At 56.5% G+C, this 15,934-nt stretch carries 18 protein-coding genes and 1 pseudogene; 8 read left to right on the top strand and 11 right to left on the bottom strand.

Going from position 1 to position 15,934, the window contains the following annotated elements; genetic code table 11:
* Positions 1-64: 64 nt before the first annotated feature.
* The 7 genes and pseudogenes from Q0932_RS10845 to Q0932_RS10815 all read right to left on the bottom strand — a co-directional run bounded on the left by Q0932_RS10845 (position 65) and on the right by Q0932_RS10815 (position 4,901).
* Positions 65-1,111: a beta-eliminating lyase-related protein gene (locus Q0932_RS10845; RefSeq protein WP_299352336.1), complete on the bottom strand. Its 1,047-nt coding sequence runs from the start codon at positions 1,109-1,111 to the stop codon at positions 65-67.
* On the bottom strand, positions 1,111-1,587 hold the full coding sequence (locus Q0932_RS10840) for a YcgN family cysteine cluster protein (protein ID WP_299352333.1): 477 nt from the start codon (positions 1,585-1,587) through the stop codon (positions 1,111-1,113). Before Q0932_RS10840 ends, Q0932_RS10845 begins: the two co-directional genes overlap by 1 nt.
* A complete protein-coding gene (locus Q0932_RS10835; RefSeq protein WP_299352331.1) occupies positions 1,584-2,516 on the bottom strand; it encodes a bifunctional riboflavin kinase/FAD synthetase in 933 nt (310 codons plus the stop codon). The genes Q0932_RS10840 and Q0932_RS10835 overlap by 4 nt, the downstream gene beginning before the upstream one ends.
* Positions 2,517-2,588: 72 nt before the next feature.
* The gene (locus tag Q0932_RS10830) at positions 2,589-2,852 is read right to left on the bottom strand and encodes a hypothetical protein (RefSeq protein ID WP_299352676.1); all 264 of its coding nucleotides are present in this window, start codon (positions 2,850-2,852) and stop codon (positions 2,589-2,591) included.
* A gap of 21 nt (positions 2,853-2,873) precedes the next feature.
* Positions 2,874-3,506: pseudogene (locus Q0932_RS10825) on the bottom strand (NAD-dependent epimerase/dehydratase family protein); the annotation flags it as partial.
* The gene (locus tag Q0932_RS10820; protein ID WP_299352328.1) at positions 3,445-4,395 is read right to left on the bottom strand and encodes a hypothetical protein; all 951 of its coding nucleotides are present in this window, start codon (positions 4,393-4,395) and stop codon (positions 3,445-3,447) included. The pseudogene Q0932_RS10825 and the gene Q0932_RS10820, both read right to left, overlap by 62 nt.
* Positions 4,396-4,532: 137 nt before the next feature.
* Entirely contained in the window at positions 4,533-4,901 is a 369-nt protein-coding gene (locus Q0932_RS10815; protein ID WP_299352326.1) for a helix-turn-helix domain-containing protein, read from the bottom strand.
* 95 nt (positions 4,902-4,996) lie between these two features.
* On the opposite strand from Q0932_RS10815, the gene Q0932_RS10810 reads away from it, so the two are divergent.
* Positions 4,997-5,767, top strand: coding sequence for a nuclear transport factor 2 family protein (locus tag Q0932_RS10810; RefSeq protein ID WP_299352323.1), 771 nt, complete (start codon positions 4,997-4,999; stop codon positions 5,765-5,767).
* A 64-nt stretch (positions 5,768-5,831) separates the two neighbouring features.
* On the opposite strand, the gene Q0932_RS10805 is transcribed toward Q0932_RS10810, so the two are convergent.
* Positions 5,832-6,275 (bottom strand): MaoC family dehydratase, encoded by a 444-nt coding sequence (locus Q0932_RS10805; RefSeq protein ID WP_299352320.1) that lies wholly within the window; start codon positions 6,273-6,275, stop codon positions 5,832-5,834.
* A gap of 102 nt (positions 6,276-6,377) precedes the next feature.
* A complete protein-coding gene (locus Q0932_RS10800) occupies positions 6,378-7,253 on the bottom strand; it encodes a TIGR01459 family HAD-type hydrolase (RefSeq protein WP_299352317.1) in 876 nt (291 codons plus the stop codon).
* A 164-nt stretch (positions 7,254-7,417) separates the two neighbouring features.
* Here Q0932_RS10800 and Q0932_RS10795 point away from each other — a divergent pair, with 164 nt between their 5' ends.
* Both Q0932_RS10795 and Q0932_RS10790 read left to right on the top strand, forming a co-directional pair.
* Positions 7,418-7,876: a MarR family transcriptional regulator gene (locus Q0932_RS10795; RefSeq protein WP_299352314.1), complete on the top strand. Its 459-nt coding sequence runs from the start codon at positions 7,418-7,420 to the stop codon at positions 7,874-7,876.
* On the top strand, positions 7,873-8,769 hold the full coding sequence (locus Q0932_RS10790) for an alpha/beta fold hydrolase (protein ID WP_299352311.1): 897 nt from the start codon (positions 7,873-7,875) through the stop codon (positions 8,767-8,769). The genes Q0932_RS10795 and Q0932_RS10790 overlap by 4 nt, the downstream gene beginning before the upstream one ends.
* A gap of 47 nt (positions 8,770-8,816) precedes the next feature.
* Here Q0932_RS10790 and Q0932_RS10785 read toward each other — a convergent pair whose 3' ends face one another.
* Together Q0932_RS10785 and Q0932_RS10780 are read right to left on the bottom strand one after the other, a co-directional pair.
* Positions 8,817-9,731 (bottom strand): manganese-dependent inorganic pyrophosphatase, encoded by a 915-nt coding sequence (locus Q0932_RS10785; RefSeq protein ID WP_299352308.1) that lies wholly within the window; start codon positions 9,729-9,731, stop codon positions 8,817-8,819.
* Between the two features lie 144 nt (positions 9,732-9,875).
* Positions 9,876-10,883, bottom strand: coding sequence for a TraB/GumN family protein (locus Q0932_RS10780; RefSeq protein WP_299352305.1), 1,008 nt, complete (start codon positions 10,881-10,883; stop codon positions 9,876-9,878).
* Between the two features lie 97 nt (positions 10,884-10,980).
* On the opposite strand from Q0932_RS10780, the gene Q0932_RS10775 reads away from it, so the two are divergent.
* The 5 genes from Q0932_RS10775 (at position 10,981) to Q0932_RS10755 (ending at position 15,920) form a co-directional block, all read left to right on the top strand.
* The gene (locus tag Q0932_RS10775; RefSeq protein WP_299352654.1) at positions 10,981-11,643 is read left to right on the top strand and encodes a DUF2161 family putative PD-(D/E)XK-type phosphodiesterase; all 663 of its coding nucleotides are present in this window, start codon (positions 10,981-10,983) and stop codon (positions 11,641-11,643) included.
* Entirely contained in the window at positions 11,643-12,416 is a 774-nt protein-coding gene (locus Q0932_RS10770) for a potassium channel family protein (RefSeq protein ID WP_299352302.1), read from the top strand. The genes Q0932_RS10775 and Q0932_RS10770 overlap by 1 nt, the downstream gene beginning before the upstream one ends.
* A gap of 146 nt (positions 12,417-12,562) precedes the next feature.
* A complete protein-coding gene (locus Q0932_RS10765; RefSeq protein WP_299352299.1) occupies positions 12,563-12,850 on the top strand; it encodes a co-chaperone GroES in 288 nt (95 codons plus the stop codon).
* A gap of 38 nt (positions 12,851-12,888) precedes the next feature.
* Positions 12,889-14,535 (top strand): chaperonin GroEL, encoded by a 1,647-nt coding sequence (groL, locus tag Q0932_RS10760; protein ID WP_299352296.1) that lies wholly within the window; start codon positions 12,889-12,891, stop codon positions 14,533-14,535.
* Between the two features lie 119 nt (positions 14,536-14,654).
* A complete protein-coding gene (locus Q0932_RS10755) occupies positions 14,655-15,920 on the top strand; it encodes a hypothetical protein (protein WP_299352293.1) in 1,266 nt (421 codons plus the stop codon).
* The last annotated feature ends 14 nt before the right edge of the window (positions 15,921-15,934 follow it).

Genomic DNA, 15,934 nt, shown 5'->3' with positions numbered 1-15,934 from the left:
CACCTGAACAGGCGTCCATTCACCCCGGAGTGTATTTGGCAATACGAAGGTTTGGCGTGATGCCCTAGCCGCGGACCAGCGCAATGAACTGATCGATCTCGGCTTCAGATATGGACCAGTCGCAGACAAGGCGCGCCTGCAAGTGTTCTTGCGGGTCGTCGCCGTCAAGTTCACCGGACCAGATGTAATACACCGCACCTGCGTCATGCAGCCGTTGGTGAGCGGCGCGCGGGAAACTGCAAAAGATCATGTTGGCCTGAGGCTGGTACATGAATGAGGCATCTGCGATGGAGTCCAGCCCTGCTGCAAGACGCGCACAGTTGGCATTGGCGTGGGCTGCGCTTTCACGCCAAAGGTCGCCGGTTAGATAGGCGTGCATCTGTGCGGAAAGATACCGGTGCTTGGAGAACAGATGCGCGCCACGCTTGCGGCGCAACTCGAACTCTCGTGCTTTTTGCGGGTCGAACATGACGACCGCTTCGACGCCGACACAGCCGTTCTTGGTGCCGCCAAAACTAACAACATCAACGCCGGCTTTCCATGTCATCTCGGCCGGGGTGCAGCCCAGCGCGACCAGTGCATTGCTAAAGCGCGCACCGTCAAGATGGACGGGCAGGTCAAAACTCTTGGCGACCGCACAAAGGGCGTTCAGCTCTTCGAGAGAGTAAACCGAGCCGCGCTCGGTCACCTGTGTGATCGACACAGGGCCGCGTTTTGGGCCATGCACATCGCGGGTTTCTTCTTTGGCAATGGCAGCGCGCAAGGCGTCGGGGGTCATCTTGTCACCCTCACCGACGAGGGTTAGCTTGGCGCCACCGGCAAAGAACTCGGGCGCGTTGCACTCGTCTTCGTGGATGTGGGCGACGGGCGAACAAAACGCGGTCTCGAAGGGTTGCCAGTAAGTCGAAAGCGCCAGAACATTGGCAGCGGTCCCGGTCGCGACGAGGTAAACGGCGGCCTCGGGGGCCTCAAAGAGATCGCGGATCTGTGCGCGCACCTCGTCCATGATTGTGTCGGCCCCATAAGGCATCGCGTAACCCTGATTGGCGCGTGCAATGGCATCCACGATGGCCGGATGCGCCGGGCCGGCGTTGTCAGAAGCAAAATACATCAGATGGGCTCCTCGATTATGTGGTCTTCCCACTCGTCTTCGGGGGTTTCAAATTCAGACACTGTCTTGTCCTGTACTGAGACGCCAGCGGCGTGAACGCTGTCGGCCGTGCCGGAAATCAGCGGGTGCCAGTCAAACAGCGGCTTGCCTTCCCACAACAGGCGATAGGCGCAGGTTTGCGGCATCCAATAGGCGTGATCGTCGATGTTGGACGGTTTCAACACGATGCATTCCGGCACGAACTGATGGCGGATGTCATATTGTGTGCACCGACAGGTTTCGTCGTCCAGAAGGCGGCAGGCGACGCGGGTCAGGGCGACTTCTCCGGTGTCGCCATCTTCCAGCTTGTTGAGGCAGCATTTGCCACAGCCATCGCACAGCGCTTCCCATTCGCGCGGGTTGAGTTTGGACAGCGGCTTCTTTTCCCAGAAGCGGTTGGCAAACCCGGTGCGCTCAATCGGATCGCGGCGGATCATAGGCCGTCCAATATGTCGCGACATTGGGCGCAGTCGGCATCGATTTGAGCGATCAACGCATCGAGGCCATCGAATTTCCATTCCGGGCGCAGGAAGTCGACCAGCGCAATCGACAAAGGCGTGCCGTAGAGGTCGCCGGAGAAGTCGAAGAGGAAAGTTTCGATATTGGCTTTGTTGACGCCAAACATCGGGCGCACGCCAACTGAGGCAGCGCCCTTATAGCTGCCCTGATGCGGGCCTTCGAGTACGTCGACCAACACCGCATAGACCCCGAACTTTGGCGGGTGCAGCCCATCAATAGACATGTTGGCCGTGGGAAATCCCAGATCTCGACCGCGTTGGTCGCCGCCAATAACGGGCCCATCTATGCGATGCCAATGACCCAGCATCGCAGCGGCGTCGCGAGGGCGTCCATCGCTAAGGGCGGAACGGATCGCTGTTGAGGAAACCTGAACGTCGCCTCCTTTTACCAAGGGGGCAATGGTCACACCAAAACCCATCTCGTCGCCAAAGCGCTTCAAGTCTTCGGCATTGCCGGCACGTCCTTTGCCAAAGCAGAAATCGGCACCGATCACCACGTGGCTGAGGCCCAGGCCTTCGGCAATCACGTCGCGGGCAAACTCTTCTGGGGTCAGACCCGACAAAGTTGCGTTGAAAGGCAGTTCATAAAGCCGTTCAACGCCCAGCTTTTCCAAGCGGTGCGCGCGCGTATCAGAACTGGTCAGACGAAAGGGCGGGGCGTCCGGAGCAAAGAACTCGCGTGGATGGGGTTCAAATGTCACGATGCCCAACGGCGCGTCGTTTCCGGCCTTGCGCGCAAGATCAATCACCGACTGGTGACCAAGATGCACGCCATCAAAATTGCCAATCGCGGCGCTGGCGCCACGGTCATCCTGATTCACAAACTGATAGTCTCTGATAATCCGCATAAAAGCGGGGTAGCCCTTTGCGCTGATGCTTTCAAGAGGGCGTCACGGAACCTGTTTACGCGCAGCGTGATTTTAGGCGCGCTTTGCGATCTCTTCCACGATCCAAGCATAGGTTTTGGCCATGCCGTCGCGCAAAGGCGCGCTGGGGGCGTAGCCCAGTTTAGCGCGCAGCAAAGTGCTGTCGGATATGCGGCCGCGCACGCCTTGCGGGCCGGGGATGTGATTTAGGGTCAGAGATTTGCCGGCAATCTCCATCGCCATTTCTGCCAGACCATTGATCGAAATCATCTCTTCTGAGCCGATGTTTACAGGACCTTCGAAGTCTGAGCGCTGCATGCGGACAGTGGCTTCGATACATTCGTCAATGAAAAGGAAGGACCGAGTCTGCAGACCGTCGCCCCAGATTTCAATCTCACCTCCGTCCGGGCATTCGGCAACTTTCCGACAGATTGCTGCCGGAGCCTTTTCCCGGCCGCCCTGCTAGGTGCCAAGAGGGCCAAAAATGTTGTGATAGCGTACAACACTGGCGTTCAGACCGTATTGCCGTTTGAAGTTCAGATAGAGACGTTCCGAGAACAGTTTTTCCCACCCATATTCACTGTCTGGATTGGCCGGGTATGCACTGGATTCCTCGCAATTTGGATTGTCGGGTTCCTGTTGGTTTTCCTGAGGATAAATACAGGCCGACGAGGAATAGAGGACGGCTTTGGCACCGCTGCGCTGAGCCTCCTTTGCGACGTTGAGGTTCACGAGAGCCGAGTTGTGCATGATCTCAGCGTCATGATTGCCGGTGAATATGTAGCCGGCACCGCCCATGTCGGCGGCAAACTGATATACCTCGTCAAACGATTGGTCAAAAACGGACCGGGCTAGGGACTGATCTGTCAAGTTACCTAGAACAAACTCATCAGCGCGCGAGGCTTCGTGTTCATGGGCTTTGATGTCGACTCCGCGCACCCAAAAACCTTCGGATTGCAGACGCTTGACCATGTGACCACCGATGAAGCCGCCTGCGCCCAATACCAAAGCCTTCTTCATGGTTTTCCTCAATTCTTCCCAAAGAATACAGGCAGGTTCTGCCCATTTGCGGTGTCAGGTGCCAGACCTGTTCGGTCTCGCTGGTCACAAGGTATGTTATGCCATCCTTTTGGTACAGCGAGGTTGGGTCGACAATGCGATATGTGTCCTCAAAGTCGAAATCAAAGCTGTAGTAGCTGACACTTTTGCCGGGACGGTAATCATAGACAAATGGGCGGTGGATCATCGAGGCAGGATCTTTGCGGTCTGGTCGTTGGTTGGCATGGCCAATACCAAGGATTCTATCCCCAAACTGCAGGGCGTTTGAGCCGCCGCGAAACTGTGAAAACCCGTCCGAAGATTTGGGTGTACGCATAGGGTGCTCAGCAACTACATCCAACACCATAAAGTCGTCGTGTTCCGAGATGAAACGGGCTTTCAGGATGCGAAAGGGCGACATAGCATGGACAAAAAAGAGGTTGTCATCCGCAACAAACGGCGCCCAGTTTTTTCCGGTGGCGATGCTGCGCGGTGGGATCAACAGAATCCATTTGTTCAGGGTCTGGACGTAAATCTTATGGATCGGCCCATGCTTCGGACTGAAGGTCGTCGCGATGGCGCAAGGGCTGCCCCGCCAGATAAACGGTCGTGGATCTTCACCACTGCCAATGACCTGACCTTCGTCTCTGAGGATCACCGTGTCTGTCCACGGTCTGTCGGTGTTTTTGATTTCCCGCACAAAGCGCGTGAACCCAAACTTTTCGGTATGGGTACGGCTTTCAAAGACCAAAGTCTCCTGCCCCGTGCAGGGCTGTTCGATCATCTCGAACTCGCGCAGAACGGACACTCTTTCGGGGGGCATTTACTCGCCTTGATCTGAAAATGACACCATCAGTCGGGCGGTCTTGAACAACACTAGGCAGCGGCACGGTGAAGAACAAGGCAGGGTTACGTCACCTGCAAGGTTTGATCGGCAGGATGTCAGAGAAATCTTGTGTTTCAGGTTGATTTACCTGCTTCACGCACCTGTTGTATGGCCGAATAGTTGTCAGCCGCCCATTTGGCCAAGGGCTTCAGCACACCGATCAGGTCGTGGCCTTGTTCTGTCAGGGCATAGGTCACGGCAATCGGTGGGCCTGCGTGGACCGTGCGCGTCAGGTGGCCATCGTTTTCCAACGTGCGCAGATTTTCGGTCAGGACCCTTTGGGTGATGTCGCCGATCATGCGTTTCAGCGCACCAAAACGGTACGGTTCGTTCGACAGTGTCAGCAGGATTAGCAACTGCCATTTACCAGTGACCTTGGCCAAAACGCTGCGGATCGGGCAGTTCTCGGCCTCCTCCTTGGTGAGGGCGGTTACCTTGAGCATACCAGGTTCCTTTTAGGTGCGTAATTGATACTTGGTATGAAATGAATACCTCTTGCTCATGTGATTTACAACGTGATTCGAAAAGGAGCATTCGCATGTCCGTGAAAGAAATCGTCCTGAACGCCGTAAGCGCGATCTTTGTCCAATTTGACCCCGACGCAGCTCGGGAGTTGCTGGACCCCGGCTATATTCAACACAACCCGGCCATTCCCACCGGGGCCGAAGCCATCCTGAGCTTTATCCCGGTTCTGAAGGCCAATGGGGTGACCGCGACCACGCATCGGGTGATCGCCGAAGGGGATCTGGTGGTCTTGCACACGACATTTGGCAATGCGCAGGCCTTTGGAGGAGAGCACATGGTCGCCTTTGACGTGTTCCGCGTGAAAAACGGCAAGGTGATTGAGCATTGGGACAACCTGCAGCCGCTGGCGCAACCGAACCCGTCAGGGCGCAGCATGGTTGATGGCGCAACCGAGATCACGGATTTGGACAAGACCGCCGAGAACAAAGCGCTGGTGCAGTCTTTTGTCACGGATGTTCTGCATGGCAAGGCGCCGCAGAACATCGCGACCTATGTCTCGTCCGACACCTATCTTCAGCACAATCCCCAGATCGCTGATGGCTTGGAGGGGTTGGGTGCTGCGCTGGCGATGATGCAAGAGCAGGGTCTGACCATGCGCTATGACGCCACTCATATGGTTGTGGCCGAAGGCAACTTTGTCTTCACGGCGTCAGAAGGCGTGCTGGGCGATGTACCTACTGCGTTTTTTGACCTGTTCCGGGTTGAGAACGGCAAAATCGTGGAGCACTGGGACACGGTGTCGGCGATCCCGGCTGAGATGGCGCATGACAACGGTAAGTTCTGATCCAGTCGCCTAAAGAAAAGGCCGCCCAGCGGGGCGGCCTGTGAATTGGAATTGCGGGTCGGCGTCAGTCGAACTTGCGTGAGGGTGCCAGCACAGTGGCCTCACCGATCAGAACTTTTTTACCGTCCACGGCACAGTGACACTCGAGCCTGACCCGACGTTTGGCGTGGTCGATGTCGATCACTTTGACCTCGGCATAGACCATGTCTCCGGGGCGGACCGGCGCCAGAAATTTCAGGGTTTGGCCCATGTAGACTGTGCCGTGGCCCGGAAGCTGTTCTCCGATGACGGCGGAAATCAGTCCGGCGGTTAGCATGCCATGTGCGATGCGGCCCTGAAAAATCGTGTCGTTGGCATAGTCCTCATCCATATGAACCGGGTTATGGTCGGTCGAAACTTCGGCGAACATGCGGATGTCTTCGTCGGTTACAATCTTACGCAAATGGCGCGACATCCCCATCTCGATATCTTCGATGCAGATCGTTCCGCGTGGCATGTTATCCAACATTATACCCTCCGGCATACAGTGACTGAGCAACTTTACGATACCCAAGCTGGGCGTTCGGCAACTTTATTACTTTGCAACTGCAGAAAATCAAGCCCTAATTTGTCAGCGCAACTGGCCAATCGTGAAGGTCGGAGAGGAATTTTCTTTTGAAAGGTAATTACTTAGGGCGTCAGGGTCCGGGCTGTAGCCAGTTTTTGTTTCCGATGCTGCCAGACCGCCGGAAATGAAGAGGGAATCGATATCCTCCCCCACGGCGCCTGCGATGTCCGTCAACACGCCATCGCCGATGGCCAGAATCGCGCTGTCAGGGATGTCCATGCCCAAAGCCATCAGGCGGCGGCGGGCCAGATCGTAGATTGGCGGATGGGGTTTGCCAAAATAGAGGCTCTCTCCCCCCATCTCGGTATAGAGTTTGGCCAACGCCCCAGCGCACCATTCGCGGGTTTCGCCCCGGTCCACCACGATGTCGGGGTTGGCGCACAAGAGCTTCATGCCCTTGGTTTTGGCATACAGAAAATCCGACCGGTTGACGGATGGATCGGCCATCGGATCGAAAGGGCCGCAACAAATGATGCCCTCAGCCTCTTGCAAAGGTACGCGGGTGATCTCGACTGGGTTTGCGATCACTTCCAGCGGTTTGAAAAAATCTTCGTCGCGGCGCCACTCGCCCATGAAGTAAACCTTTTCGCCCACTGCTCCTGTGAACATCGCAGCACGTGCTGAATCGCCGGAGGTCGCAATGGTGTCATAGGCATCTTTGGGTACGCCAAAAGTTTCTAGCTGAACGGCAACCCCAGCGCGCGGCTTGGGAGAATTGGTGACCAAAACGACGATCCCGCCGCGTTTTCTATAGGCCTGAAGCGCTGTCACTGCGTCGGGGAAGGCCTGAACGCCATTGTGAACGCAGCCCCAAAGGTCCACGAACAAGGCCTGATAGCCGTCTGAGATTTCATGGAGGTGGGTGACGATCTGGGTCATTGCGCAGTCCTGCATAGGCAAAGGTTGTGCCGGGTATGGCAAAGGCCGCAGACGGTTGCCAGTAAAAAGACAGGCGCGACGGTTCGGGACGACGACCCCACGTCACCGTTGTCGGATTAAAAAGGTTCGTATACGAACTAAATTCTCAAACAAGAGATGATCTCATGGCGCAACCGCGTATTTTCTTTCTGATTCACAAAGCGCATGCAGCCCTGACCCGAGCATCGGATCGGCGCACCCGGCAAGACCATGGTCTTTCAATGGTACAGCAGGGCGTGTTGTTCCTGTTGAAATCAGGGGAGGGCGCTACAGTAACGGACCTTGCCCGCACCCTCTCGCTCGGAAAGTCCAGCCTGAGCGGGCTGATCGACCGCATGAGCGCAAGCGGCTTGGTGCGGCGTGAAACTGACCCCACAGATGGTAGGGGAGTTCTGGTCTTTGCCACGCCGCGTGGACGGGAAGCGGCGCAAAGTCTTGCCCCGCTGGTGCAGGGGGCCAACCGGGCTTTGCTGGCGCCGTTTGACAGCGCCGAGCAAGAGGTGATTGGGCGATTCCTGTCGCATGTGGCCGATAATGCCGAGGCAATCATCGAAGACGCCGCCCAACAGGGTCGTGCGCGATGACCGATGTGACATCAGACACCATGACCTTTGTCGCCGAAGATGGCTGGGAGCTCACGGGTGATCTTTTTCGGGGCCGCGACCCTAGAATTGCCGTGATGATCACCGCCGGCACCGGCTTTCCACGCCGTTTCTACCGCCATATCGCCGCTGATCTGGCCGCGCGTGGGGCTGTGGTGCTGACCTTTGACTATCGCGGCATCGGGGACTCGGGGTCCGAGAACCTTGCGACCTCGGGCATCGAATACCCTGATTGGGGCCGGTTTGACATGGCTGCCGCACTCGAGGTTCTGGCCGAGGCAGCGCCCGGTTTGCCGTTAACCCATTTGGGACACAGCGTCGGTGGGCAGTTTACGGGCTTTATGCCAAACGCGGATAAGATCGCGCGCAATGCTCTGGTCTGTGTGGGCAGCGGGTACTGGGGCGTACACAAACCCTTGCAATGGCCACTTGAGATGTATTTCTGGTGGCTCCTTGGGTCGTTTTCACTATGGCGCTGGGGGTATTTCAAGCCATTGGGCCTGAGTTGGGAGCCGTTGCCGGAAGGAGTATTCCGCTTGTGGCGCCGCTGGAGCTCGCGCCGGTCATATTTGCTGCTAGAACTGGCGGAAGGTCGCTGGCCGCACCAGTTTGACACGCTGTCGGTGCCGATGGCGTCCTGGGTGTTCAGCGATGACGGGATCGCGACCAAGCAGGCCGCGCGAGACGTGCTGTCATGGTACCCAGCGGCTCCTGCGACTTTGATCGACCGCCGCCCTGCGGACTATGGTCAGCGCAGCATTGGTCATGCCGGAGCGTTTCGTCGAGGTTTGGAACCTTTGTGGGATGAGTTGTGGGGCTGGCTGGTCGACGGCCATCTAACTGAAAACCAACAAAAGATTGACCGAGAGACATGAAAAAGGCGGCCACGAGGGCCGCCTTGCAACACATTCTGAGGGGCAGATCAGACCTTGAGGTTCGGGATGATCTGCTTTTTGCGTGACATCACACCGGGCAGGACAACGCTGTCTCCGTCGACCGAGGCGTCAAACGACTTGGCCGCGACGGTTTTCACCAGATCGTTGGGCACGAGCAGAGTGGCTTCTTCGTTCAGGATGTCGACGACGAACAGCAGCACCTGATCGACACCGTCTTCGGTCGCAACCGAAGTCATGCTGTCCATCAGCGAGGCCTTGCGGTCCAGCACGATGGCCGGAGCGGTGGTTTCCAGAACCGACACGCGGAACTTGGTGCCGTCGACTTCGTATTCTTTCGAATCCATGCGCAAGAGTTCGGCATCCGAGAATGACGAGACGTCCGATTTGGCGGCGAACATTTCGGCGGCGTATTCGCCAACGTTTACACCCAGATCGGCGGCCAGTTTCTCTGCCACGGCTTTGTCGTGCTCGGTGGTGGTGGGCGAGCGGTATTCCAGCGTATCTGAGAGGATGCAGGTCAGCATCGCGCCTTTGATGGCTTCCGGCATGTCCAGATCGCCCATCAGATCGTGCATGATGGTTGCGGTGCAGGCCACGGGACGGATGGTGATGTCGATCGGACCTTTGGTTTCCAGACCGCCAACCAGCTTGTGGTGGTCGATGATGGCTTGCACGTCGGCGCCGTTGATGTTGGCGGGCAGTTCGGCAGGGTTGTTGGTGTCAACAATGACACAAGCCTGATCGTCTTCGACGTCCGCGATGATGCGGGGCTTGGGCAGGTCCCAGCGTTGCAGCATCCATGCCGCTTCGGTGTTAGGCTCACCCAGCAAAACGGCTTCGGCTTTGTTGCCCAGAACTTCGTTCAAATACCAGGCCCAGATGATTGGTGACCCGGTGGAGTCTGTGTCGGGAGATTTATGTCCAAAAACGAGGGTGGTCATGACTGCGGTTCCTTGCACGGGTTATTCGGATTTGCGCGCCTTATAGGCGGCTGCGCTTGGCTTGTCACGCCTTGGCCGAGTGCCTGCGACGAGGAGTCATTCTCTATGTGGTGATTTGTTGCTGCGATGCAGCAATTCACCCTTTTAGGGTGTCAGTTCCAGGCGTGAGACTGTGAAGCCCTCGGCCATTAAGAGAGATAGCAATCCGTTTTCACCGGGCAGGTGCAGCGCCCCGACAGCGACCGTCGAGGGTGCGCGGGCCAGTTCCTCGGTCAGAACAGTCATCCATGAATGGTTGCGTGAGGTCACCAAATCCTGTTCGACCTTTTGCAGGTGGGCAATCACTTTGTCTGCATCCATGCCGCTTTGGGTCGCGGTGTTGCGGGCCTTAAAGGACTCGTAAGTCCAAATCAGCTGAGTCTGCTCTTTGAAATAGAGGTCGATGATGGTCTGTGGGTCTGGATCTTGCCCCAGCAAGCCTGCCTCGATGGCGTCTTCCAATTGGGTGACTTGAACGTCCAGAGGATCGGAGGCCAAGGCTGAGATTATGCCATCAACTGTGTCTAGGGAACGCGTCGGCAGGCCCAAAGCCACGGCCTCTTGTTCCAATCGTCGGTCTAACCCCAAACGACCACTTTGCGCAGCTTGCAATACACAAAGGGGGGTCGAGAGATTCAGGCCCAGAAACCACGGTTGGTAGCGCGACACGGAAAAGCCCGGCAGTCCCAATGGCTCTAGGGCGGTTGTGACTTGCTCCCAGTTCTCTTCCCCCAGTCGGTCAATCAGGCTGGGGCCTTCGTTGATGAGGAACAGAGAGGAATCTGACGTGAGGCGTTTTTGGAATTTACCCTCATCGGCAAGGGTCATTTCCAGAAACAGGTTTTTAGTTTCGCGCATGAGCGGCGCGACACGGGTACGGATGGCGTTCAGGCGTGGATCAGGAAAGTGCAGCGTGCCCACAAGGACCGAGGTGACACCGTTTTTCTCAACCTGCCACAAGAGACCAGAGGCATGCGGGACCTCCTCGGCGCTTTGTTTCAGAGCCATCTGATCGGCAGCGGGCAGGGCGTCGAAAGTCGATGGCCCTGTGCAATTGCCCCAACCTGCGGTCGCTGACACCGTGACAATCAGGCAGACGATCAAGCGCCACATCGGTATTCTCCCTTTGAGATTTGTTCTTGCGTTACATGTGGAACGGCCCGGTGCAAGCAGGGATTCACAGGCCCATGCCAAAAGGGTATGCATGGATATGGGCAAGATACAGGAAACCGATCTGTACCCGCCGGTAAAGGCGTGGCTGGAAGATCAGGGCTTTGAGGTTAAGGCTGAGGTCGGAGCCGCAGACGTGGTCGCGCGACGGGCTGGTGAAGAGCCAGTGATCGTCGAGTTGAAGACGGGGTTTTCATTGACCCTGTTACAACAGGCTGTGGCGCGTCAACGTGTGTCGGACTGGGTCTATGTCGCCGTGCCACGATGGGCAGGCAAAAGCGGCTGGCGAACGTTCAAAGGCAATGTGGGTTTGTGCAAACGGCTTGGCGTCGGGGTGTTGTCCGTGCGGCTCAAGGATGGTTACGTGCAGGTTCATTGTGATCCGGTTGAGTTCCGTCCGCGAAAGTCGAAGCCCCGCAAGGGTGCGCTTCTCAAGGAGTTTGATAGGCGGCAGGGTGATCCTAACCTAGGCGGCACTTGCGGCCAGATCACCACCGCTTACAAACAGGAAATGCTGCGGTGCGCGGCCTACCTTGCCAAGCATGGTCCGTCTAAAGGGGCGGCTGTCGCCAGGGGCTCAAGCGTTGCTCAAGCGACGCGTATGATGCGCCAGGACCATCTTGGGTGGTTTCAAAAAGTCGAAACTGGGGTTTATGATCTGAGTCCACAGGGACGGACAGCAATCAGCCAAGGTGGTGCCTAATGAGTGGTTTCAAAACAGCCATCAATGACCTTTACACCGGGCCGTCAAAGCGCTCGATCTGGTTTCGCTACCTGTTGTTTGCCTTTGATATTGTGACCATCAGCTACTTTATTGTCGTCACAATCTATCCAACCAACGAAACGATCCGTTCGATCAATGCAGTCATCGCCATGGTAATTCTGCTGGATTTCCTGGCGCGGCTGTGGATTGCACCGGACAAGCGCGCGCACCTGTCGAGAATTTATGTATGGGCGGACGCGATCGTGCTGTTCGCGATCTTTCTTAACCAGTTTGTACCTGTCGATCTCTCGTTTTTACGGATCCTGCGGGGTCTTAGATTGGCGCACTCGTTTTATCTGTTACAGGATCTGCGGGCTTCGAGCAGCTTTTTCCGGCTCCGGGAGGATGCCATTGTTGCCAGTTTGAATTTGTTGGTGTTCGTCTTTACCACGACATCCGCGGTTTATACCCTGTTTGCCAAGGTTGAATCCGGCATCGAAGGCTATGTGGACTCATTGTACTTCACGGTGACGACGCTCACCACGACAGGGTATGGGGACATCACGCCCACTTCAATTACCGGCAAGGTGGCAGCCGTAATGATCATGGTCGTTGGTGTCTCGTTGTTTGTACATCTGGCCCGAACCATCGTGATGCCGTCCAAAGTGCGGCATCTCTGTAAAACTTGCGGGTTGGAGCGTCATGATGCGGACGCGGTTCATTGCAAACACTGTGGTGCCGTGGTGCATATTGAAACCGGCGGCGCCACCTGATCCACGCCTGATTTCATTTTTTCTTATCACTTGGTTGACTCGGGGTTTTGGACTCTCTAGCTATGCGCTGTTAGCACTCGCCGGTAGGGAGTGATAACGACTCCGCTGAGGAGTCAGGGAGACAACTAGTTAGGGAAACCTAGACAATGGCATTTACACCTCTGCACGACCGTGTTGTGGTTCGTCGCACCGAAAGCGAAGAAAAAACCGCAGGCGGCCTTATCATCCCCGATAGCGCAAAAGAAAAACCCGCCGAAGGCGAGATCGTTTCTGTTGGCGCAGGTCTGCGTGACGACGACGGCGATCGCATCGCACTGGACGTCAAAGCAGGCGACAAAGTCCTGTTTGGCAAGTGGTCTGGCACCGAAATCACCATCGACGGTGAAGAGCTGCTGATCATGAAAGAATCCGACATCATGGGCATCATTGCCTGATTGTCGCCAAGAACATCTACTGAATAGGAGCAAACAAAATGGCAAAAGACGTCAAGTTTGACACAGATGCCCGCAACGCAATGCTGCGTGGCGTGAACGTTCTGGCCGACGCTGTAAAAGTGACCCTGGGCCCCAAAGGTCGCAACGTGGTCCTCGACAAGTCGTTCGGCGCACCACGTATCACCAAAGACGGTGTCTCGGTTGCGAAAGAAATCGAACTGGAAGACAAGTTCGAAAACATGGGCGCGCAAATGGTGAAAGAAGTCGCCAGCCGCACCAATGACGAAGCCGGCGACGGCACCACCACTGCCACCGTTCTGGCCCAAGCGATCGTTCGCGAAGGTCTGAAGCAGGTTGCAGCGGGCCTGAACCCAATGGATCTCAAGCGCGGTATCGATCTGGCGACCTCGAATGTTGTTGAGGCCATCAAAGCCGCAGCACGCGAAGTTAAAGACAGCGCTGAAGTTGCACAGGTTGGCACCATCTCGTCCAACGGCGAAACTGAAATCGGCGAGCAAATTGCTGGCGCGATGCAGAAGGTTGGCAACGAAGGCGTTATCACTGTTGAAGAGAACAAAGGTCTGGAAACTCAGACTGATGTTGTTGAAGGCATGCAGTTCGACCGCGGTTACCTGTCGCCTTACTTTGTCACCAACGCTGACAAGATGATTGCAGATCTCGAAGACTGCATGATCCTGCTGCACGAGAAAAAACTCTCGTCGCTGCAGTCGATGGTTCCACTGCTCGAGTCGGTGATCCAGTCGCAAAAGCCACTGCTGATCATTGCTGAAGACGTCGAAGGCGAAGCGCTGGCAACTCTGGTTGTCAACAAACTGCGCGGCGGCCTGAAAATCGCAGCTGTCAAAGCACCTGGTTTCGGAGATCGCCGCAAAGCCATGCTGCAAGACATCGCGATCCTGACCGGTGGTCAGGTTATCTCGGAAGATCTGGGCATGAAGCTCGAGAATGTCACCATGGACATGCTCGGCACCGCCAAGAAAATCGAGATCACCAAAGACGAAACCACCATCGTGGACGGCAATGGCGAGAAGGCCGAGATCGAAGCACGTGTTGCTCAGATCCGCACCCAGATCGAAGAAACCACCTCTGACTACGACCGTGAGAAGCTGCAAGAACGTGTTGCCAAACTGGCAGGCGGTGTTGCCGTGATCCGTGTTGGCGGCATGACCGAAGTGGAAGTGAAAGAGCGTAAAGATCGTGTTGACGATGCTCTGAACGCCACGCGCGCAGCCGTCCAAGAAGGCGTCATCGTTGGTGGTGGTGTTGCTCTGGTTCAGGCTGGCAAAGCACTGGAATCGCTGGAAGGCGCCAATGCTGACCAAAACGCCGGTATCACCATCGTTCGCAAAGCCATCGAAGCGCCTCTGCGCCAGATCGCTGAGAACGCCGGTGTTGACGGTGCTGTGGTTGCAGGCAAAGTCCGCGAAAGCGACGACGCATCGTTCGGTTTTAACGCTCAGACCGAAGAGTATGGCGACATGTTCTCGTTCGGCGTGATCGACCCGGCCAAAGTGGTTCGCACCGCTCTGGAAGATGCTGCCTCGGTTGCAGGTCTCTTGATCACCACCGAAGCCATGGTTGCTGACAAGCCTGCCAAAGACGGCGGTGCTGCTGGCGGCATGCCCGACATGGGCGGCATGGGCGGCATGGGCGGCATGATGTAAGTCACGCCTTCCATCCGGAAGAATTTGGGGTCGCCTTTGGGCGGCCCCTTTTTGTTGAAACAGTAGGCTTGCCAGCAGATACGATGCCGCCTTCTGGTTGATTTTCTCGCGCTGCTCAGATGTTTGATGTAGAACTTTGTCGAAGTGACGAAGTGGGTACGATCATGCAGGCCATAGCCGATACCGATAAACTGGTTGCAGACGGGATTATCACCGCGTCACAAGCCGCAGAGATTGAAGCGCGCGCGCGTGACAGCATGGTTCAGCTCGCAATCAATGCCCTTTTATGCTCTGGCATCGTCGCGGCCACCGCGGGCCTCATCCTTTTTCTGGCAAGCGCACTGGCCGTTGCGGTGAGTGGGGGTATCGCGCTGGGGCTTGGCTTGTTTATCCTGTTTCGCGGTGGCGAGATGTTTCGGATGTTCGGTAACGCTTCGACCCTGATAGGGGCCGGAATGCTCATCGGTGGTGCCAGTGTCGAGTTGCTGGACAAATATGAGCCGGTTGCGGGACTGGGCATGGCCCTGTTGGGCGCGCTGATCGCCGTGATCACCGGCGCAAGCTACGTATTCAAGGCGACATCAACGCGGTTTGTGACTGGGGCAATTCTTTTGATGGGGGTTGCCATGCATATCTTTGGTGTCGGTTTTCTTCTTCATCAGGAACAAATCTCCGGCCCCTTGATGAGTTTGTTCTACCTCTATGTCACTGGCGCGTTGATTGCAGCAGGTTGGGTGACAGATGTCAGGTTGGTGACTGCGCTGGCGATTGCACCATTTGCGCAGGTTCTGGATACCGGAACTTACTATTTTACCGCGGCCTATGTTTTCTATTCCCCGGAAGCGACCCTGTCGATCTTGCAGATGTCAGCGCTGATAGGTCTCTGTCTTTGGCTTGCGTTGCGCCTGCCAGAGCGGTCTTCGCGCCATGCGGTCGTTCTGGCGGTGATGGCGTTCATTGTGGCCAATCTCTGTGCGTTGGTCGGGTCGATCTGGGGTGATGTGGTCGGAGAGACCATTTGGGGCCCGGGTTCATGGAGACGAAGTCGGGACATGAGTTGGGAAGACTGGAGCGCAGCACAAGAGGCGTTCCGGGGAACAACCTTGATTGTGTCTGAACAGGTCTATGCGATCATTTGGGCCATGGCCCTAGCAGTTATTATTGCGTGGTCTACGCACGGGAATCGGCGCGGCTTGTTCAATACGGCGCTGACTTTTGCGGGCATTCACGGATACACGCAGGTTTTCGAGAGTTTTTACAGTGAACCCTTGGCCTATGTCATAGGCGGTCTGGCTGCGATCCCACTGGCGTGGGGTATTTGGCGCCTGAACTTGTGGATTGTCACCCGGGCGAATGGATCTGCCAAGGGTGTAGATTTGCACTGAGCCTGACCGCCCTG

The sequence above is a fragment of the uncultured Shimia sp. genome (genome assembly GCF_947498095.1).
Taxonomy (GTDB): Bacteria; Pseudomonadota; Alphaproteobacteria; order Rhodobacterales; family Rhodobacteraceae; genus Shimia.
This window is presented reverse-complemented; position numbering and strand designations above follow the sequence as displayed.

Coding starts and splice junctions, on each gene's coding strand:
- Q0932_RS10815 (WP_299352326.1), bottom strand. CDS start 4,901: ATGCTCAAGGTAACCGCCCTCACCAAGGAGGAGGCCGAGAACTGCCCG.
- Q0932_RS10810 (WP_299352323.1), top strand. CDS start 4,997: ATGTCCGTGAAAGAAATCGTCCTGAACGCCGTAAGCGCGATCTTTGTC.
- Q0932_RS10820 (WP_299352328.1), bottom strand. CDS start 4,395: ATGCCCCCCGAAAGAGTGTCCGTTCTGCGCGAGTTCGAGATGATCGAA.
- Q0932_RS10845 (WP_299352336.1), bottom strand. CDS start 1,111: ATGTATTTTGCTTCTGACAACGCCGGCCCGGCGCATCCGGCCATCGTG.
- Q0932_RS10800 (WP_299352317.1), bottom strand. CDS start 7,253: ATGACCCAGATCGTCACCCACCTCCATGAAATCTCAGACGGCTATCAG.
- Q0932_RS10765 (WP_299352299.1), top strand. CDS start 12,563: ATGGCATTTACACCTCTGCACGACCGTGTTGTGGTTCGTCGCACCGAA.
- Q0932_RS10775 (WP_299352654.1), top strand. CDS start 10,981: ATGGGCAAGATACAGGAAACCGATCTGTACCCGCCGGTAAAGGCGTGG.
- Q0932_RS10770 (WP_299352302.1), top strand. CDS start 11,643: ATGAGTGGTTTCAAAACAGCCATCAATGACCTTTACACCGGGCCGTCA.
- Q0932_RS10835 (WP_299352331.1), bottom strand. CDS start 2,516: ATGCGGATTATCAGAGACTATCAGTTTGTGAATCAGGATGACCGTGGC.
- Q0932_RS10780 (WP_299352305.1), bottom strand. CDS start 10,883: ATGTGGCGCTTGATCGTCTGCCTGATTGTCACGGTGTCAGCGACCGCA.
- groL (WP_299352296.1), top strand. CDS start 12,889: ATGGCAAAAGACGTCAAGTTTGACACAGATGCCCGCAACGCAATGCTG.
- Q0932_RS10830 (WP_299352676.1), bottom strand. CDS start 2,852: ATGCAGCGCTCAGACTTCGAAGGTCCTGTAAACATCGGCTCAGAAGAG.
- Q0932_RS10805 (WP_299352320.1), bottom strand. CDS start 6,275: ATGTTGGATAACATGCCACGCGGAACGATCTGCATCGAAGATATCGAG.
- Q0932_RS10790 (WP_299352311.1), top strand. CDS start 7,873: ATGACCGATGTGACATCAGACACCATGACCTTTGTCGCCGAAGATGGC.
- Q0932_RS10785 (WP_299352308.1), bottom strand. CDS start 9,731: ATGACCACCCTCGTTTTTGGACATAAATCTCCCGACACAGACTCCACC.
- Q0932_RS10795 (WP_299352314.1), top strand. CDS start 7,418: ATGGCGCAACCGCGTATTTTCTTTCTGATTCACAAAGCGCATGCAGCC.
- Q0932_RS10755 (WP_299352293.1), top strand. CDS start 14,655: ATGTTTGATGTAGAACTTTGTCGAAGTGACGAAGTGGGTACGATCATG.
- Q0932_RS10840 (WP_299352333.1), bottom strand. CDS start 1,587: ATGATCCGCCGCGATCCGATTGAGCGCACCGGGTTTGCCAACCGCTTC.